This is a genomic window from Lysobacter oryzae DSM 21044 (assembly GCF_059568595.1).
The window spans coordinates 550,405-566,491 of the sequence record NZ_JCANTQ010000008.1; the positions used below are offsets into that span (position 1 = coordinate 550,405).

The following is a 16,087-nucleotide window of genomic DNA, read 5'->3' on the forward strand; positions in this document are numbered from 1 at the left end:
CTGATGCAGCCGTGGGCATCGTGCGGTTCGCCGGCGTGAAGCGGGCACTGGCAGCGCTCTCGTTGCTGTCGCTGGCGACCGCAGTCGGCGCGGTACTGGTCCTGGCGACGCAATCGCTGTTGGCGCGCCAGTTGGGACCTGCCGCCTACGGATTGTTCGCCTCTTCCTTGGCGACCGTGAGCATGATTGCGCCGTTCGCCGGCTTCGGGCTGTCGCAGTTCCGGTTGCGGGTCTATGGCGCCGAAGGCTGGTCGGCCGATCGTTGGACCGTTCCTTCCGTGCGTTTGAGCGTGCTCACGGGCCTGCTGGCCTGCACCGCGGTGATCGCCTGGGCGGCGCTGGTTCCGCCGACGACGGGACGGGTATTGCTGCTCCTGATCCCGATGGTTCCAGCTCTTCTTGCCGTGGAACTCGTGGGCTGCAAGTTGCGCCTCGAAGAGCGCTATCAGGTGCTGGCGGGGTGGCAGCTCCTGCTCCCTGCGGGCCGCCTCGTGGTGGCACTGCTGGCCGTGCTGCTTGCAGCCACCCAGGTTCTGCCCATCGCGCTCGGGTATGGCGTCGTTGCGGCGCTCGTCGCGACCATGGCCATCCCGCACGTGCGCGCGATGCTCCGCGGCGAGATGGAATTGCACGGCCATGGGCCGCGACCGGAGCGCTGGCCAGCCATGTCCGTGCCATCGGCGCGTGAGGTGTGGGCGCAGGCATGGCCGTATGGCGTGGCAGCCGCCCTGTATCCGATCTTCTTCCAGGTCAGCACGGTGATGCTCAAGTACCTAGGAGGCGACATCCATGCCGGTCGCTTCGGCATCGCGATGGCGGTCATGTCCGCCATCTATCTGATCCCCACGACGATCTACCAGAAATTCCTGCTGTCGAAGCTGCATCGGTGGGCCGCGCACGACCGCTCCCGCTTCTGGATGGTCTACCGCCGCGGAATCATCGCGATGCTGGGCTTGGGCAGCAGTATCGGCGTTCTGCTGCTGTTCGCCATGCCGGTGGCAGTTCCGCGGATCTTCGGTCCGGCCTATCTCGGCGTCGTTCCCGTGCTCTCGGTGTTGGCGCTCTGTCCTCCCATCCGATTCCTTTCGACCGCCGTTGGGTCGATCCTGTTGACCGGAACGCACATGTATTACCGCGTGTTGATGATGGCCCTGGCGACGATGGTCACCATCATCCTGGACCTGCTGCTGATCCCAGGGCATCGCGAGATGGGCGCTGCCTACGCGATCGTTGGCGGCGAGATCGCACTGTTCACGACAACATGGGTCGGTGCGAGGCGATTCGGTGCGGAATTCCGTTGAACTGGCGGACAGGTTGCTGCGCCATGCGCACGCTTTTCCTGCGTGCGCGGATAGCGCGACGTCCATGCGACACGTTCAGTTCACGGATGCATCACCCGTGAAATCGATGATGTCGCTTTGTGTCGTTGGATCAAAATCATGTGCGGAAGCGATGTGCAGGAGCGATCAGCCGGAGTGAGAACATTCTATCTTTCAGGGCAGCGCACTTTCGGCAACCGCGGCTGCGAGGCGATCGTGCGCAGCACGGTGGCGCTGTTGCGTGCGCAGTTCGGCGACGTCCGGGTGCTGGTGCCTTCGGTCGATATCGAGCGCGACCGCGCGCAATGGCCCGATGCGGCCGAGCAGGGCGTGCGTTTCGTCCGCGCCTACCTGCCGCGAGCCGCAGGCTACTGGGTCAACCTGCAGCGCCTGCCGCTGCCGTTCCTGAAACGGGCGAACTGGCCGTTCCCGATGCCGGCCTGGCTGCGCCAGCAGCTGGCAGGCGTCGATGCGGTGCTGGCGGTCGGCGGCGACAACTACTCCCTGGATTACCGGATTCCCTCACCGATCATGAGCCTGGATCGATGGGCCATGGACATGGGCAAGCCCGTGATCCTGTGGGGCGCGTCGGTGGGCCCCTTCGACCGCGAGCCGGGTTTCGTCCCCGCGGTGACGCGACACCTGTCGCGCATGAATTTCATAGCCGTGCGCGAAACCGCAAGCTACAGCTACCTGACCGAGAAGCTCGGCCTTGGCAACGTGGTGAAGATGGCCGACCCGGCCTTCATGCTGGGGCGCGAGACCGTCGACTACGCACGCTTCTGGCCCCAGTGCCCGAACGGCGTTCTCGGCGTCAACATCAGCGCGCTGATCGAGCGCTACAAGCGGCCCGACCAGGACCTGCGCGCCGAAGTCGCGGAGTTCATCCGCCGCGCGGTGCGGCAGTACGGCCTGGGCGTCCTGCTCGTCCCGCATGTGCACGCGTTGCATGGCGAGCATGCCGCGGGCGACGGCACCTACATGCGCGACCTGATGGATCGCCTTGCCGATCTTGGCGACAGCGTGGCGATGATGCCGCACGAGCTCAATGCGGCGCAGATCAAGTACGTGATCAGCCAGCTCCGCTTCTTCATTGGCGCACGCACCCACTCGACCATCGCGGCCTTGTCCAGCGGGGTGCCCACCGTCTCCATCGCGTACAGCGTCAAGGCGCGTGGCATCAACCGCGACCTGTTCGGCAACGAAGATGCGGTGCTGCCGACGACCGAGTTGAGCGCCGACACGCTGCAACGCAGCCTCGGCTGGCTGCTTCGCGAGGAGCGCTCGCTGCAGCACACGCTTGCGCACAGGATTCCGCAGCTGCAGGACCAGGCGAAGACGGCGGCGCGGCGGCTCTCGGGCGTGCTGGCCTGAGGTGGCGCGCATGCGGGATTCGAGCTCAGTGATTGCCGCGCAGCCGCAGGTGAAGTGGCGCGCCCCGGTCAGCGTGGTCGTTCCGTGCTATCGCTGTGCGGACACGATTGCCGCTTCCGTGGCGTCCATCGCCGTACAGACGATGCCGCCACAAGAGGTGCTGCTGGTGGACGACTGCAGCGGCGACGCGACCCTGTCTACGCTGCACCAGTTGGCCGCGACGTATCCGCAAGGGTGGGTCAAGGTCCTGACCTCGCCGCGCAACGGTGGGCCCTCGCAGGCGCGCAATATCGGCTGGGCGCATGCGAGCGAGGACTTCGTGGCCTTTCTCGATGCCGATGACTCCTGGGCTCCGGCCAAGCTGGAACTGCAGATGCAGGCGTTGCGCAGCGATCCCGAGATCGTGCTCATTGCCCATCGCATGGACGTGCGTGACCGGGCCGCCGGACCGCCCCGGCTCAAGCCGCCGGTCCGCGCGCGCATCGTCGGTCGGCGCCGGTTGTTGCTGAACAACCCGTTTCCGACGGCGTCGGTGGTCCTGCGCCGCGACCTGCCTTTCCGCTTCAACGAGAAGTTCCGCCGCGTCGAGGACTTCCTGCTCTGGGCCCAGATCGCGTTCTCGGGCTACCGCTGCGCCAAGCTCAACCAGACCCTCGCGTCATGGCACAAGCCGACCTATGGCGCCGGCGGGCTGAGCGCGGATCTTGCGGCCATGCACCAGGCAGGCAAGGAAGTCCGCAGGGAGTTGCTGCGCCAGGGCCTGGTGAGTCCGATGGAACATCGCATAGCGCGCGTCGTCGGCAGCCTCCGCAGGGCCAGGCGGAACGTACTGATGCGGGTACGCGCGGGCGCGGCCGGAACGGGTCGAGGCTGACATGACGGCATACGCTGCGGTCCCGGTGGCAGCGCCCAGTCGCGCGGATGCAGCCGCATCCGGGCTGAGCCTCCTGCTGGTGGTGCTGGCGTGCGTCTTCGGCTGCTGGGTGGTGGGCACCCGTCCGCTCGACACCGGTACGGACACCAGTGTCTACGCGGGCTTCTACGAAGCCTTGGGCCACACGGCCCTGCAAACCCGGCTGGAGCCCGGATTCGTCTTCTTCAGCTGGGTGGTGCGCAAGCTGGGGTTTGGCGTCGTCGGTTACCAGGTCGCGTTGTTCGCGCTGCTGCTCCTCATAGTGGTTACGGCATGCCGGAAGTATTTCGCCTACATCGGCGGTGGCCGCGGTTTCATGGTCTTCCTGACCGCCTCACTGATGCTGCTCTTCGTGTCGCCAATGTTCATGAACGGCGCCATCAACGCCGTACGCCAGGGCTTGGCGGCACTGCTTGTGTTCACCGCGTTGCTGTCCTTCCACCGCCGGCAATGGTTGCAGTTCCTGCTCTTCGGCGGTCTCGCATCAAGCCTGCACCTGTCGTCGCTGATGTACCTGGCCTGCGCGCCGGCGCTGCTGCTCGGCGCGCGCTCGCTGCGCTGGCTGGCTGCGGTTGCCTTCGTTCTCTACGTCTCGGGAGCGTCGATGCAGCTGGTGAAGGCGTTCGTCCCCGCGCTGTATGCGTTCGTGCAGGAATACGCGGCAAATCCGGACTACCGCTCGGGCGTGCGCGTGGATTTCGCCGTGTTCTCGATCTTCTGGTACCTGCTGCCGCACATGTTCGCGCCGCTGATCCGCGAGCCGCAGCGGGAAAGGATTTTGCAAGGCGCGGCGGTGTACTTGGTGATGGTCCTGCCATTCTTCGCGGTCGGATGGGGCTCGTACTCGAACCGCTTCCTGCTGCCGGCATGGCTGGCCGCATCGCTGATCGTCGCCGCCATCCTCTGCTGCAGCCGCCTGCCGGTGCTTCGCAACCCGCTGCTGATCCAGGCCGGCTTGCTGGGTTCCTGCGTGGCCCTCTACTACTACGTAAGCAATGGGATCGTCGTATGACGCAAATACCGCACGGATGGAGCAATCGATGTCGGTGATGCGCGAACGGATCAAGGCCATCGTGCCGGCGGAGCGCCGGGTTGCCATCCGGCGCATGCTCGCGCGGGTCAAGGCGCTCTCCAGCTATGGCTACGACGCGCGCCGCTACCTGGTGGCGTCGACGGCCGGACGTTCCGCCGATGACGCCGAACGCCTCGCAGCGCACATCACCATGGACTACCACCGCCTGGAAAAGGGGATGGCGTTGCCCAATCCGCGCCACGGCTTTGGTCGCGACGTGGCGCTGCGCCTGGTCCGCAGTGTGCGGCGCTACGAAGACCGCTACGGCCGATCGGACGTGACCGGGTTCGCCCGGAGCGCGCTGGAAAGCTATCGCCAATTCAGCCTCGGAAAGCTCGACACGAAGCTGGAAGCGGAACTCGGCGAATTCCTGGACACTAGTGCAACCGGTAGCTGCCGCGCGGGCGTCGATGCGCTGACCTCGCAAACCCTGTTTCCCTTCGATAGCGACAGCGCGCAGCGATTCCTGCGCAGCCGCCGCAGCGTCAGGCAGTTCGACGGCCGGCCGGTGCCCCAGGCGGTACTGCGCGAGGCGGCCCGCATCGCACAGCAGGCGCCCTCTGTATGCAACCGCCAGAGCGCGCGCATCTTCGCCAGCAACCAGCGCGCGCGGATGGACGAGATGCTGGGCTTCCAGAATGGCAACCGTGGCTTCGGCGACCGCCTGGGCGCCGTCATCGTTGTCGCCGCGGACATGCGTGCATTCACGTCGCTGGGCGAGAGGAACCAGTGCTGGGTGGACGGTGGCATCTTCGCGATGTCTATGGCGCTCGCCCTGCATTCGTTGCATGTCGGGGCATGCATGTTGAACTGGAGCGTGGAGCCCGGGCGCGATCGTGCGTTGCGGCGTAGCCTGGGAATCGACGATCACTACGCGATCATCACCATGATGGGCGCGGGTTACGCGCCGGAGCGGCTGACGGTCGCCGCGTCGCCACGGCGCAGCACGGATGAGATCGTGCGGTTCGTGTAGACGTTCCCCGTGTCCGAGCAGTTGTCCAACGCGGCGTCGCTACTGAGCTACCCGCCCAGCACGTCCCTCGTGGTCATCGCCGTTGGCGTGGCGGCGATCATCATCCTGCGCCGGCGACGGATCGGCGCAGCGCTCATCGGGCTGGCCCTGGCGTGGTCGCTGCTGTGGTCGATTCCCGTCGCATCGGAGTGGCTGCGCGGGACGCTCGAGAGCCGGTACCGCATCGTCGACGAGCGTGAATTGCCGCGCGCCGACGCGATCGTCGTGCTCGGCGGAGCCACCCGGTACGGATGGATGCAGCGTGCGCGCGTGGATCCCTGGGAACTGGGGAACAGCCGCCTTGCCGCTGGTGCGCGCGCCTGGCTGTCGGAGCGCGCACCGTTCGTCATCCTGAGCGGCGGCGGGGCTGGCCGGGATGGCAGCGAGGCGGCGCGAATGCGGGGCGCGATCGTGCGGCTTGGCGTGCGCGATGACGCGATCGTGCTCGAAGAACGCAGCCTCAACACCGAAGAAAATGCACTCAATACTGCGCGCATTGCGCACGGGATCGGCGCGCGGCGCATTCTGCTGGTGACCTCCTCACTGCACATGCCGCGGGCGATGACACTCTTCGAACGTACCGGACTGGAAGTCGTGCCTGTCCCCGTGCCGGAGCGGGCAGTGCGCACCACGTTGCTGGACAAATGGATGCCCTCACGCAGCGCGTTGTGGCGCAGCGGGCGCGCCTTGAAGGAATACGTGGCGCTTGCCGTGCTTGCACTTGGACATGAACGCGCAACAGCAACTTTATAGCGCGCTGAACGAGCCGTTCATGCAGTCGGACTTCACGTTGCGTGATCAATTCGCAACCTAGGCTCGGCCGCTGCGATGTTGCGACAGGAGCTGAAAATGCGGTTGATCACCCTCGAGGCGAAGGCAAACTACGGCGCGTGCATGACACCGGTCCCACGCATTGGCAAGCAGGCGGTGACGCTCGCTGCGCGCGCAAAGGGGTTCGGATTCGTCGTCGGCATGAGCATGCTGCTGAGCGGTTGCCTGACCGGCCAACAGATGTCGCGCAGCGTGGGCGGGGACGGTAGCGACATGCGAATGGTCGAGATCACCCCACAGCTGGTTGCCAGCAACCAGAACGCTGCCGCGAATGTCGAGTTGCCGCCGGAGCTGACGCAGTATCGCCCGCAGAGCTACCAGATACAGCCGGGCGACACGCTGCTGGTCACGGTGTGGGACCACCCGGAGCTGACCACGCCGGCGGGAGCGCAGCAGGCGGCTGCCAGCAATGGTCGCCTGGTCTATCCCGACGGGACGCTGTTCTATCCCTATGTCGGCCAGCTGAAGGTGGCCGGCATGACGATCGAGGAGCTACGCAGCACGTTGACGAGCAGGCTCGCGAAGTACCTGCGCAAGCCGCAGGTGGATGTCGGCGTGAGCGGCAATGGCGGGCAGGTAGTGCTCGAAGGTGCGTTCAACAACACCGCGCCGCAGGGCCTGGGCACAGTGCCGATGACGGTATCGAAGGCGGTGGGTGCGGCCGGCATCAACGTCGAGCAGGCCGACCTGTCGGGCTTGACCCTGATTCGCGAAGGGCGCCGCTACAACATTGACCTCGACGCGCTCCATCGCGGGGGTAGCGTGGCCGACATCTACCTCAAGCCAGGCGATCGCCTGTACCTGCCTTTCAACGACCGCAAGCAGGTCTACGTGCTGGGCGAGGTCGTGCGTCCGCAGGCGCTGACGTTCAAGACCAGCGACATGTCGCTAACCCAGGCATTGGGCCGGACCGGCGGACTGAACCAGGTGACCTCGAACGGCGACGCCGTCTATGTCATCCGCGGCGTCGACGCTGCAAACCTGTCCAAGGAAGCGCCCTCCACGGCGACGGTATACCACCTGCGGGCGAAATCGCCGGCTGCGTTCGCGGTGGCGAGTTCGTTCCCGCTGCGAGCGGGCGACGTCGTGTTCGTCGGCCCGGCAGGCATTACCCGCTGGAACCGCTTCTTCAGCCAGTTGCTGCCGCTGTCGGCAATCCTCAACACTGCGACCAGTGCTCAAGGCAACGTCAGCAACTGAGGCCGCGGCCGCGCCGGCGTTTCGCGCTCGTACTTCCTGCGAACACGAGCGCCGGCCCGGGTTCTCGATCCGGCGGATCCTGGTCGTGTGTCTAGGCAACGTCTGCCGCAGCCCAATGGCCGAATTGGTGCTGCGCAGGGAGCTGGCTGGGCGCGACGTTCTCGTCGAATCTGCCGGCATCGGTGCGATCGACGGAGCTCCGATCGACCCGTCCGCACTGGCGGTGCTCGAGGCGCATGGTCTGGAAGGACGGGGACATGCCGCGCGCCGGCTGGAGAAATGGATGATCCACCACGCCGACCTGGTGCTGGTCATGGAGCGCGCGCAGATGCACTTCATGCAACGGCAGATTCCCTCCGCGGCCGGCCGGACTTTCGGCCTTGGACGCTGGCTGGACGACATCGATGTGCCCGATCCATTCGGACAGCCGATCGCAACGTTCGAAAGCCTGTACGGAACAATCGAACGTGCCTCGCGGGAATGGTCCGCGCGCGTTTGAACGCTGTTGCGCAGCGGGCCACGCGACGACCGCAACACGTTTCGCGTTCATGCCTTTGAACGTGTCGACAATCGTGTATCGCAGATGTACGCGCGTGTCCGATTTCATTTCCTCGTCAACTCGTCGTGCATAACCTAGCGCGCACGTTTGGTCCGCCCAAAGAATTCGTAAAAACATCGATAGAGACACTGGGTTGGTGTCCGTAGTTGCTGCAATGGCATGGATTGCGACTCGATTTCACAGACAGAAAATGGGCAGGAGACTTCATGCCGGATGCAAGACTGGTGGCCGCCGGTTCGGTCGCATTGACAGTGACGTTGGTGGCGATCTTTTCGCTCAGGCCGCTGGCGCCCAGGGTGGGACTCGTCGACCGCCCCGGAAACCGCAAGCGCCACAAGGGCAGGGTGCCCCTGGTTGGCGGGATCAGCTTCTTCCTCGGGCTGGTTGCTGGGCTGAGCTACCTGGGCGTCCTTGATCGGTTCACCGTCTCGCTGCTCGTCACCAGCGCCGTCATCGTCGTCACGGGCATGCTCGATGATCGTTACGACCTCAGCGTCGGAACGCGTCTCGCGATCCAGGCAGGTGCAGCAGCGGTGGTGATTGCCGCGACCGGCGTGTACATCGACAGCGCTGGACACTTGTTTGGCACGCAGGACGTTCGCCTGCATGCCCTCGGCATTCCGCTCACCGTGCTGGCCGTGGTCGGGCTGATGAATGCCTTCAACATGCTCGATGGGATCGACGGCCTTGCGGGCGGCCTGGCGATGGTCAGCATCCTCGCCGTGCTCGCCTTCACCACCGGTACCGGCTGGCAGGCGCTGGGCGTGCTGTTGTTGCTGCAGGTGTTGCTGGTGGCGCTGGTGCCGTATCTCGGCGTCAACCTGGGATGGCCCGACGGGCGCAAGATCTTCATGGGCGATGCCGGGAGCACCCTGATCGGCTTCCTGCTGGCGTGGAGCCTCATCCATCTGAGCCAGCGCCACATCGGCCGCATGGCGCCCGCCGACGTGCTCTGGTGTGTCGCCATTCCAGTGATGGACACGCTGGGAGTGATGGTGCGGCGCATGCGGGCCGGAGGTTCGCCCTTCAGGCCGGATCGCCAGCATCTGCATCACCTGCTGCTCGACGCCGGCTTTTCACCTCGCGCCGCGCTGGTTCTGGTCGTTGGTGCGGCAAGCGTCCTGGCGATGCTGGGCTACGTGCTGCGCGACTTGCCGGAACTGGCGAGCGTTGCGGGCTTTTTCGCGCTGCTCGGTCTGTACATCGCCAGGTTGCCCGTTGCGCTCGCATGGCTGGGCCGGGCGGGACAGGCGCAACCGCAGGTAGGCGCGGCCGTGGCCGCAGCCCTGGAAGGCGAGGGCGCGCGCGCGCTCGATGCCATCGAATCGCTGCCGCCTCGCGCGCATCCCGAATCCACGCAACCCAACCTCTCGCAACTCAAGACCCTGTGCGTACTGGGAGAGTCGCGGGACGCGATCCGGATCGCCCCGGTCGCAAGCCAGCTCTGCCACGACGAGCGCTTCGACACCCATGTCTGCGTCACCGACCTCGCCTCGGAAAAGCAGCAGCGCATCCTCGAACTGTTCGATCTGAAGCCTGACGTCGACCTCGGGATCGCGCTGGCCGGCGCCGATGCGAGCGAAATCACTTCCGCGACGCTGGACGGGATCGCGCAGTTGCTCACCCGTCTCAAGCCCGACGTGGTGCTCGTACACGGCGACACCTCGACCACGCTGGCGGCGACCCTTGCGGCCAGTTATCAGCAGATTCCCGTCGCGCGGCTGGAGTCCGCCGGTGAAGTGATGGGCATGGCCGCGAGACCGGCGGGCGAACAGATCCATCGGCGCGTGGCCAATGCGCTTGCATCCCTGCATTTCCTGCCGAGCGAGTCTACTGGGGATGAACTCGAAGCGACCGGGGTCCCGCGCGACCGCATCATGGTCACCGGCGACACGGCCGCGGAAACGCTGCGTACGGCGATCGAGCGCATCCGCTCCGATCGCGACACGGAACTGGCGCTACGCGCCAGGTTTGCCTTCCTGCGCCCCGCCAGTCCCTTGCTGCTGGTTACGCACCGCGAACAGATCGATGGATTCGCCGAGCTCGGCCGGGCACTGCGCAAGGTTGCGCGCATGCGTCCCGACGTGGACATCGTCTATCCGATCGCGATGTCGCCCGATGCCCAGCGCGACACGCAGCGCCTCGGATGGCGTCCGGCCAACGTGCACCTGGTCGAGCCTTTGGATTACATGGCGTTTGCCTGGCTCATGCAGCGCGCCTACGTGGTGCTGACGGGTTCCGCGGAAGTCGAGAGCGAAGCAGCCTTGCTGAGCAAACCCATCCTGGTGCTGCGCGATGCCGGCGATCGCGTCGACGCCGCCGATCCGCGCCAGCTCGCCGTCGATGAGGCCGCGATCTCCAAGGGAGTGATGAGCCTGCTCAGTGACAGGGGCATCTACGAGGCCCTGCGCGCCGCCTTCCGCGACGGCGAGGCAGAGGCACCCAGTTACCGCATCGTCGATGCGCTCGCGGCGGTGCCGTCGCGAAGCTCGGCGCTGGCGGCGTGATCCAACCAGTTTCCCGGGCCCGCGGTTGCGGGCCAGCGGCAAGTGAACGGAGGTAGTACGTGAACGACATCATGCTTGGATCCAATCGCCCCACGCCGGTTCGCATGGACTCGCGGGGAAGCACGGATGACGTGGACGTACCGGCGTTGTTTGGAGTCCTGTCCGACCACAAGTGGTCGATCCTCATCGGCACCGTGCTGTTCGCGCTGGCCAGCCTGGCGTACGTTTTCGTCACCCCGCCGATCTACCAGGCCACGGCAGTCATCCAGATCGAGGGACCCGGGGCTGGTGCGCCGGGCCAGGAGCAGCAGATGCAGCCGGTCGCCGCCGGCTCTCCGCATGCCGCGACCGAGGTGCCGGTGATGACGTCCCGGCGCGTGCTGGGCGAGGCGGTGAGGGATCTCCACCTCGACATCCAGGCCCAGCCGCGACGCATGCCGGTGCTTGGAAAGGCCATCGCGGGAAGCTACCGCGGAACGGACGCCGCTCCGGCGTGGTTCGGCCTGAACCGTTACGGCTGGGGTGGCGAGCAGCTGAAGATCGCGCAACTCGATGTGCCTGAGGCGCTGTTCGATGTTCCCTTGCTGCTGGTGGCCGGCCGCGACCAGCGCTACACGCTGTTCGACGGCAACGGTCGCCGACTGGTGGAAGGCCGCGTCGGTGAGACCGCGCGCGGCGAAGGCGTCACGATGCGCCTGCAGAAGCTGGCGGCGAATCCCGGCACCTATTTCGACGTGCAGAAGAGCAGCCCTCTGACCGCAGTCACCGGCCTGTCCAACCAGCTCGAGGCGGTGGAACGCGGCAAGGACTCGGGAATCATCGCCCTCAGCTACAACAACACCGATCCGGTCCTGGCCGAGAAGGTGCTGGAAAAGATCACCCAGGCGTACGTGCAGCAGAACGTCGATCGCACGTCCGCGGAAGCGAAGAACCGCCTGCAGTTCGTCAACGGGCAACTGCCCAAGGTGCGCGCGGACCTCGAGCGTGCCCAGGCCGCGTTGCAGGAATTCCAGACGCGCAACCAGGCCGTCGATGTCAGCCAGCAGACCGGCGCGATCCTGGCCCAGACCACCGCGTTGTCCGGCAGCATCGCGCAGCTGAAGGTCCAGCAGGCGGACATCAACAGCAAGTTCACTTCCGCGCATCCGGCCTCGCAGGCGCTGATGCAGCAGATCGGTGAACTCGAGCACGAGAAGGCGAAGCTGCGCGGCCAGCTCGGCGCGATGCCCGACGTACAGCGTGGCCTGTTCCGCCTGACCCGCGACGTGGAGGTCACCAACCAGACCTACACCAACCTGATGAACGAGGCGCAGCAGCTCGACATTGCCCGTGCGAGCGCCATCGGCAACGCCTTCGTCATCGATGCGCCCGCGGTCGATCGGCTCAATCCGGTGTGGCCGAAGCAGGTTCCCCTCGTGCTGGGTGCCACCGCGGCCGGCGCGCTGCTGATGATCGCGTGGGTGTTCGTGCGGCAGATGTTCAACCGCGGCGTGCAGGATCCGGCCGAAGTCGAGCGCCTGGGGTTGCCGGTCTACGCCTCGATCATGCTCAGCCCGAAGCAGCGCGTGGATGCGCCGCGCCTGCAGAGCGCGCGCACGGGCAATCGCCCGCGCCTTCTGGCGTTGCGCGCACCCTCCGACATGGCGATGGAGGCATTGCGCAGCCTGCGCACGAGCCTGCATTTCGCGCGGATGGAAACCCGCAACAACCTGTTGATGATCGCGGGGCCGAGCCCCGGGGTTGGCAAGTCGTTCGTCTGTTCCAACCTTGCCGTGACCATCGCCCAGGCGGGCCAGCGCGTCCTGCTGATCGATGCCGACATGCGGCGCGGCACGCTGCATCGTGTGCTCGGCGTGCGCGCGGAGGACGGACTCTCCGAACTCATCTCCGGTCAGGTTCCCCTGGACGAGGCCATCCGCCGCGTCGCCGGCACCGAGAACCTGTCGTTCATCTCGCGCGGACGGATTCCGCCGAACCCTTCGGAGCTGCTGATGCACGCCAATTTCGCCTCCCTGCTGCGCCAGCTGGAATCGCGCTACGACCTGGTGATCATCGATACGCCGCCGGTGCTGGCGGTCACCGATGCCGCCGTGATCGGCCAGCACGCCGGCACGAGCCTGCTGGTGGTGCGCTACGGCGAAAACCAGTCGCGCGAAATCGCGATGGCCAAGCAGCGGCTCGAGCAGAACGGCGTCGAGCTCAAGGGCGCCATCGTCAATGGCGTGCAGAAGGGCAGCGCCCGCAGCGCCGGGCACTACGTGTACAGCTACGAGGAACCGCTGCGCGCCGCCTGAGGCGCGCAGCCGGAGCCCTGGAGCACGGCATGCCACGACATACCGTCCAAGCCATCGCCGCAGTGCCGCGCAGCCATCCGTGGGGCAGGGCAGGGGAGGCGGCCGCGAATCGCGGCGACGCCGTCCGCCACGCGCAGATCCAGACGTCGCCATATGCAGGCACGCCCGACCTGTCGCCCCTCGCCCAGCGCCGCGGTGGCCGGATCGATGCGGTCTCCGTGGGGGACCTGCTGCGCAACAGCTTCGTCTATCCGCCGCACTCGATCTTCGAGGACGTCAAGCTGGTGATGCCCGGTTTCGATGCGCGCACCGACATGGGCAGCGCGCCGCGGTTCCGTTTCCTGTTCCGCGAGCGCGATCGCGCTGGCGCGGGCGAGGACGGTGCCGGCGACTGGGTCGCCACATACCACCGGTTGCTGTGCGCAGCGGTCACCGAGGCCTGCGGCGGCATGCGCGCGCCCTGGCTGCTGCAGAGTGGCGGCAAGGACTCGACCACGCTCGCCATCGCCGCAGCCGAGGCGCGGCCGGAAACGGTCTGCATCACCTACCTGGGCGGACGCGAGGAGGATGAAGTCGCCTCCGCGCGCTCGATCGCCCGCACGCTGGGCTTGCGCCACGAATCGCTGGTTTGCGACCCCGGGCGGGCCTATGACCGCTACGTCGCCATCGCGCCGCGGATGCCCTTGCTCACCGCCGACTTCGCGTTGCTTTCGTACGTCGACCTGGCCACGGAGGTGGCGGCGGGCGGCGGGGACGGCGTCATCGATGGCCTCGGGTCGGACTGGTATTTCGGCATGGCCATGCAGGGCCAGCAGCGCCTGCTCACGGCCCTCGCGCGCGGCTGGCGGCTGCCGTTTTCGCTGTCGGAGCTGCCGCTGATCGATCGCAGTTTCACCCTGTGCTTCATGCTGTCGACCCTGGAGATGACGCGCGTCGAGCGCCTGTTCCCGGGCTCGCGCTTCAGCGATGCCGAGGTCGACGCGTTGTTTGGTCGGCCAGTGGCCAGCCTTTCGCGCGCGCGCCTGGCGACCTTCGAGTCCGAACTGGAAACGGCGGAAACGCCCGACGAATGGCGGGCGATGGTGGCCTCTATCTCGGGTGGGGCGGCAGCCTTTGCCAAGGGGCTGTACACGCTGGAGGCGATGGCACTGCGCCCGGCCTATCCGTTCTGCAACCGGCGCCTGCGGGAGTGGGTTCATCGCCAGGTGCCGCGCAAGCTGCTGCAGGATCCGGCGACCAAGGACAACAAGGTGCTGGTGCGCCAGCACATCGCCACGCGCTTCCGCGACCTGCCGTACATCTCGCGCAAGGGCAGCTTCCGCTTCGACCTGCGGGGCCTGGCACGCGCGCGTTTCGACCAGGTGCACGATCTCGCGCGCCAGGCTAGACCGCTGCTGCCTGGCGCGGCCCGTTGGCTGGAGCGCAACCGGCATCGGCTCGACAACAAGTACCACGCATCCAAGTTTTACCTGCTCGCAGTGGTTCTACCGTGGATAACCGCAAGGGGCGACGATGCACGCGAACTTCCATGACCCTGCGGCAGCCGCGTTTCCAGGCGAGGCGCCCATCGTCCCGGCGGTCGTCATCGATGCGCCACGCGCGTCGCATGCCAGGTTGCAGATCAGCATGTCGCCGTACTACGGCCGGCCGGACTTTTCGGCGCTGGTGCGCGGGCCGCGGCGCCAGCTGGACAAGGTCTCGATCGCCGACCTGCTGCGCAACGGATTCGTCTATCCACCGCACTCGGTGTACGAGGATGTAAAGGTGGTGACCTTCGGCTTCAGCCCACTGCAGGACATGCACGCGCGGCCCGAGTTCCGCTACCGGTTCCGCGATATCGAAAAGAACCGCGAGTCCAGGCGAGGAGGCCTCGACTGGGTGGGTCGGTACCATCGCCTGCTGTGTGGCGCATTGGGGCGCGCATGCAGCGACATGCACGCGCCATGGCTGCTGCAGAGCGGGGGAAAGGATTCCACGCCGCTCGCCATCGCCGCCGCCGAGGTCAGGCCGGAAACGACCTGCGTCACTTACCTGGGCGGCACCGAAGAGGACGAAGTCGCATCCGCCAGCTTCGTTGCGCGCAAGCTGGGTCTGCGCCATGAAACCCTGGTCTGCGACCCGGCCCGGGCATACGACCGCTACCTGGCGATCGTTCCGCGCATGTCGTTGCTGACCGCGGACTTCGCCCTGCTGTCGTACGTGGACCTCGTCACCGAGATCACGAGGAATGCCGGCGACGGGGTCATCGATGGCATGGGCTCGGACTCCTACTTCGGCCTGTCCGTCGATCGCACGCACCGGATGCTGTCGGCGCTGGCGCGGGGCTGGAGGCTGCCGGCATTCCTGTCGAAGCTGCCGTTCGTCGAGCGCAATTTCGCGTTGAGCTACGTGCTGGCGACCCTGCAGATGGAACGCGTGGAGCGCACCTTCCCGGGCTCCCGCTTCAGCGACCAGGAGGTCGATGAGCTGTTCGGCGGCGCCGTGTCGCAGCGGTCACGCCAGCGCCTGGAGATCTACCGCGACGAATTGGCATCCGCGCATACGGTGGACGAATGGTTCGCCATCGCCATGTCGGTGGCGGGGTCCGCGGGCGGCTTCGGCAAGGGGCTGCTGAGCAGCACGGCCGCAGGCATCCGGGCTGCATACCCGTTCTGCGATGGCGACCTGCGCGACTGGGTATACCGGGAGGTACCACGTGAACTGTTGGTCGATCCGATCACCCGCGCCAACAAGGTGCTGGTCCGCGAGCACATCGCCACCCGCTTCGACAGGCTGCCTTACGTCTCGCGCAAGGGCAGCTTCCGGTTCGACCTGTGCGGCCTGGCGCGCGCGCGTTACGAATACGTACACGACGCCGCCACGCGCGTGCGCCACATCCTGCCCGGTGCACGCACCTGGCTGGAAGCCAACCGCTACCGTCTCGACAACAAGTACCACGCGTCCAAGTTCTACCTGCTCGCGGTGGTCATTCCATGGCTGGAGCACCACGGTGGCGGAGCCTGAGTC

The 16,087-nt window shown here is 66.5% G+C and carries 12 protein-coding genes; all 12 read left to right on the forward strand.

The genetic code is table 11. The annotated features are described in order from the left end of the window. The first annotated feature begins 11 nt into the window (after window positions 1-11). Window positions 12-1,301: a lipopolysaccharide biosynthesis protein gene (locus BP05_RS02790; RefSeq protein WP_496360203.1), complete on the forward strand. Its 1,290-nt coding sequence runs from the start codon at window positions 12-14 to the stop codon at window positions 1,299-1,301. Between the two features lie 174 nt (window positions 1,302-1,475). Then, on the forward strand, window positions 1,476-2,693 hold the full coding sequence (locus BP05_RS02795; RefSeq protein ID WP_496360205.1) for a polysaccharide pyruvyl transferase family protein: 1,218 nt from the start codon (window positions 1,476-1,478) through the stop codon (window positions 2,691-2,693). Between the two features lie 10 nt (window positions 2,694-2,703). Further along, window positions 2,704-3,567, forward strand: a complete 864-nt coding sequence (locus BP05_RS02800) for a glycosyltransferase family 2 protein (RefSeq protein WP_496360207.1) — start codon at window positions 2,704-2,706, stop codon at window positions 3,565-3,567. A 1-nt stretch (window position 3,568) separates the two neighbouring features. Continuing rightward, the gene (locus tag BP05_RS02805; RefSeq protein WP_496360209.1) at window positions 3,569-4,618 is read left to right on the forward strand and encodes an EpsG family protein; all 1,050 of its coding nucleotides are present in this window, start codon (window positions 3,569-3,571) and stop codon (window positions 4,616-4,618) included. Between the two features lie 28 nt (window positions 4,619-4,646). Then, the gene (locus BP05_RS02810) at window positions 4,647-5,651 is read left to right on the forward strand and encodes a nitroreductase family protein (protein ID WP_496360211.1); all 1,005 of its coding nucleotides are present in this window, start codon (window positions 4,647-4,649) and stop codon (window positions 5,649-5,651) included. Window positions 5,652-5,660: 9 nt separating this feature from the next. Next, window positions 5,661-6,443, forward strand: coding sequence for a YdcF family protein (locus BP05_RS02815; protein WP_496360213.1), 783 nt, complete (start codon window positions 5,661-5,663; stop codon window positions 6,441-6,443). Window positions 6,444-6,539: 96 nt separating this feature from the next. Beyond that, the gene (locus BP05_RS02820) at window positions 6,540-7,721 is read left to right on the forward strand and encodes a polysaccharide biosynthesis/export family protein (RefSeq protein ID WP_496360215.1); all 1,182 of its coding nucleotides are present in this window, start codon (window positions 6,540-6,542) and stop codon (window positions 7,719-7,721) included. Next, window positions 7,696-8,220, forward strand: coding sequence for a low molecular weight protein-tyrosine-phosphatase (locus BP05_RS02825; protein ID WP_496360217.1), 525 nt, complete (start codon window positions 7,696-7,698; stop codon window positions 8,218-8,220). Before BP05_RS02820 ends, BP05_RS02825 begins: the two co-directional genes overlap by 26 nt. 266 nt (window positions 8,221-8,486) lie before the next feature. After that, window positions 8,487-10,787: a non-hydrolyzing UDP-N-acetylglucosamine 2-epimerase gene (gene wecB / locus BP05_RS02830; protein WP_496360219.1), complete on the forward strand. Its 2,301-nt coding sequence runs from the start codon at window positions 8,487-8,489 to the stop codon at window positions 10,785-10,787. Between the two features lie 59 nt (window positions 10,788-10,846). Next, window positions 10,847-13,081, forward strand: coding sequence for a polysaccharide biosynthesis tyrosine autokinase (locus BP05_RS02835; RefSeq protein ID WP_496360221.1), 2,235 nt, complete (start codon window positions 10,847-10,849; stop codon window positions 13,079-13,081). 29 nt (window positions 13,082-13,110) lie between these two features. Further along, the gene (locus tag BP05_RS02840) at window positions 13,111-14,613 is read left to right on the forward strand and encodes an asparagine synthase-related protein (protein ID WP_496360223.1); all 1,503 of its coding nucleotides are present in this window, start codon (window positions 13,111-13,113) and stop codon (window positions 14,611-14,613) included. Continuing rightward, window positions 14,594-16,084: an asparagine synthase-related protein gene (locus tag BP05_RS02845; RefSeq protein ID WP_496360225.1), complete on the forward strand. Its 1,491-nt coding sequence runs from the start codon at window positions 14,594-14,596 to the stop codon at window positions 16,082-16,084. The genes BP05_RS02840 and BP05_RS02845 overlap by 20 nt, the downstream gene beginning before the upstream one ends. The last annotated feature ends 3 nt before the right edge of the window (window positions 16,085-16,087 follow it).

Excerpts from the sequence above, each read along its gene's own strand:
- BP05_RS02800 (WP_496360207.1), top strand. The coding sequence starts at position 2,704 with ATGCGGGATTCGAGCTCAGTGATTGCCGCGCAGCCGCAGGTGAAGTGG.
- BP05_RS02805 (WP_496360209.1), top strand. The coding sequence starts at position 3,569 with ATGACGGCATACGCTGCGGTCCCGGTGGCAGCGCCCAGTCGCGCGGAT.
- BP05_RS02810 (WP_496360211.1), top strand. The coding sequence starts at position 4,647 with ATGTCGGTGATGCGCGAACGGATCAAGGCCATCGTGCCGGCGGAGCGC.
- BP05_RS02820 (WP_496360215.1), top strand. The coding sequence starts at position 6,540 with ATGCGGTTGATCACCCTCGAGGCGAAGGCAAACTACGGCGCGTGCATG.
- wecB (WP_496360219.1), top strand. The coding sequence starts at position 8,487 with ATGCCGGATGCAAGACTGGTGGCCGCCGGTTCGGTCGCATTGACAGTG.
- BP05_RS02840 (WP_496360223.1), top strand. The coding sequence starts at position 13,111 with ATGCCACGACATACCGTCCAAGCCATCGCCGCAGTGCCGCGCAGCCAT.
- BP05_RS02845 (WP_496360225.1), top strand. The coding sequence starts at position 14,594 with ATGCACGCGAACTTCCATGACCCTGCGGCAGCCGCGTTTCCAGGCGAG.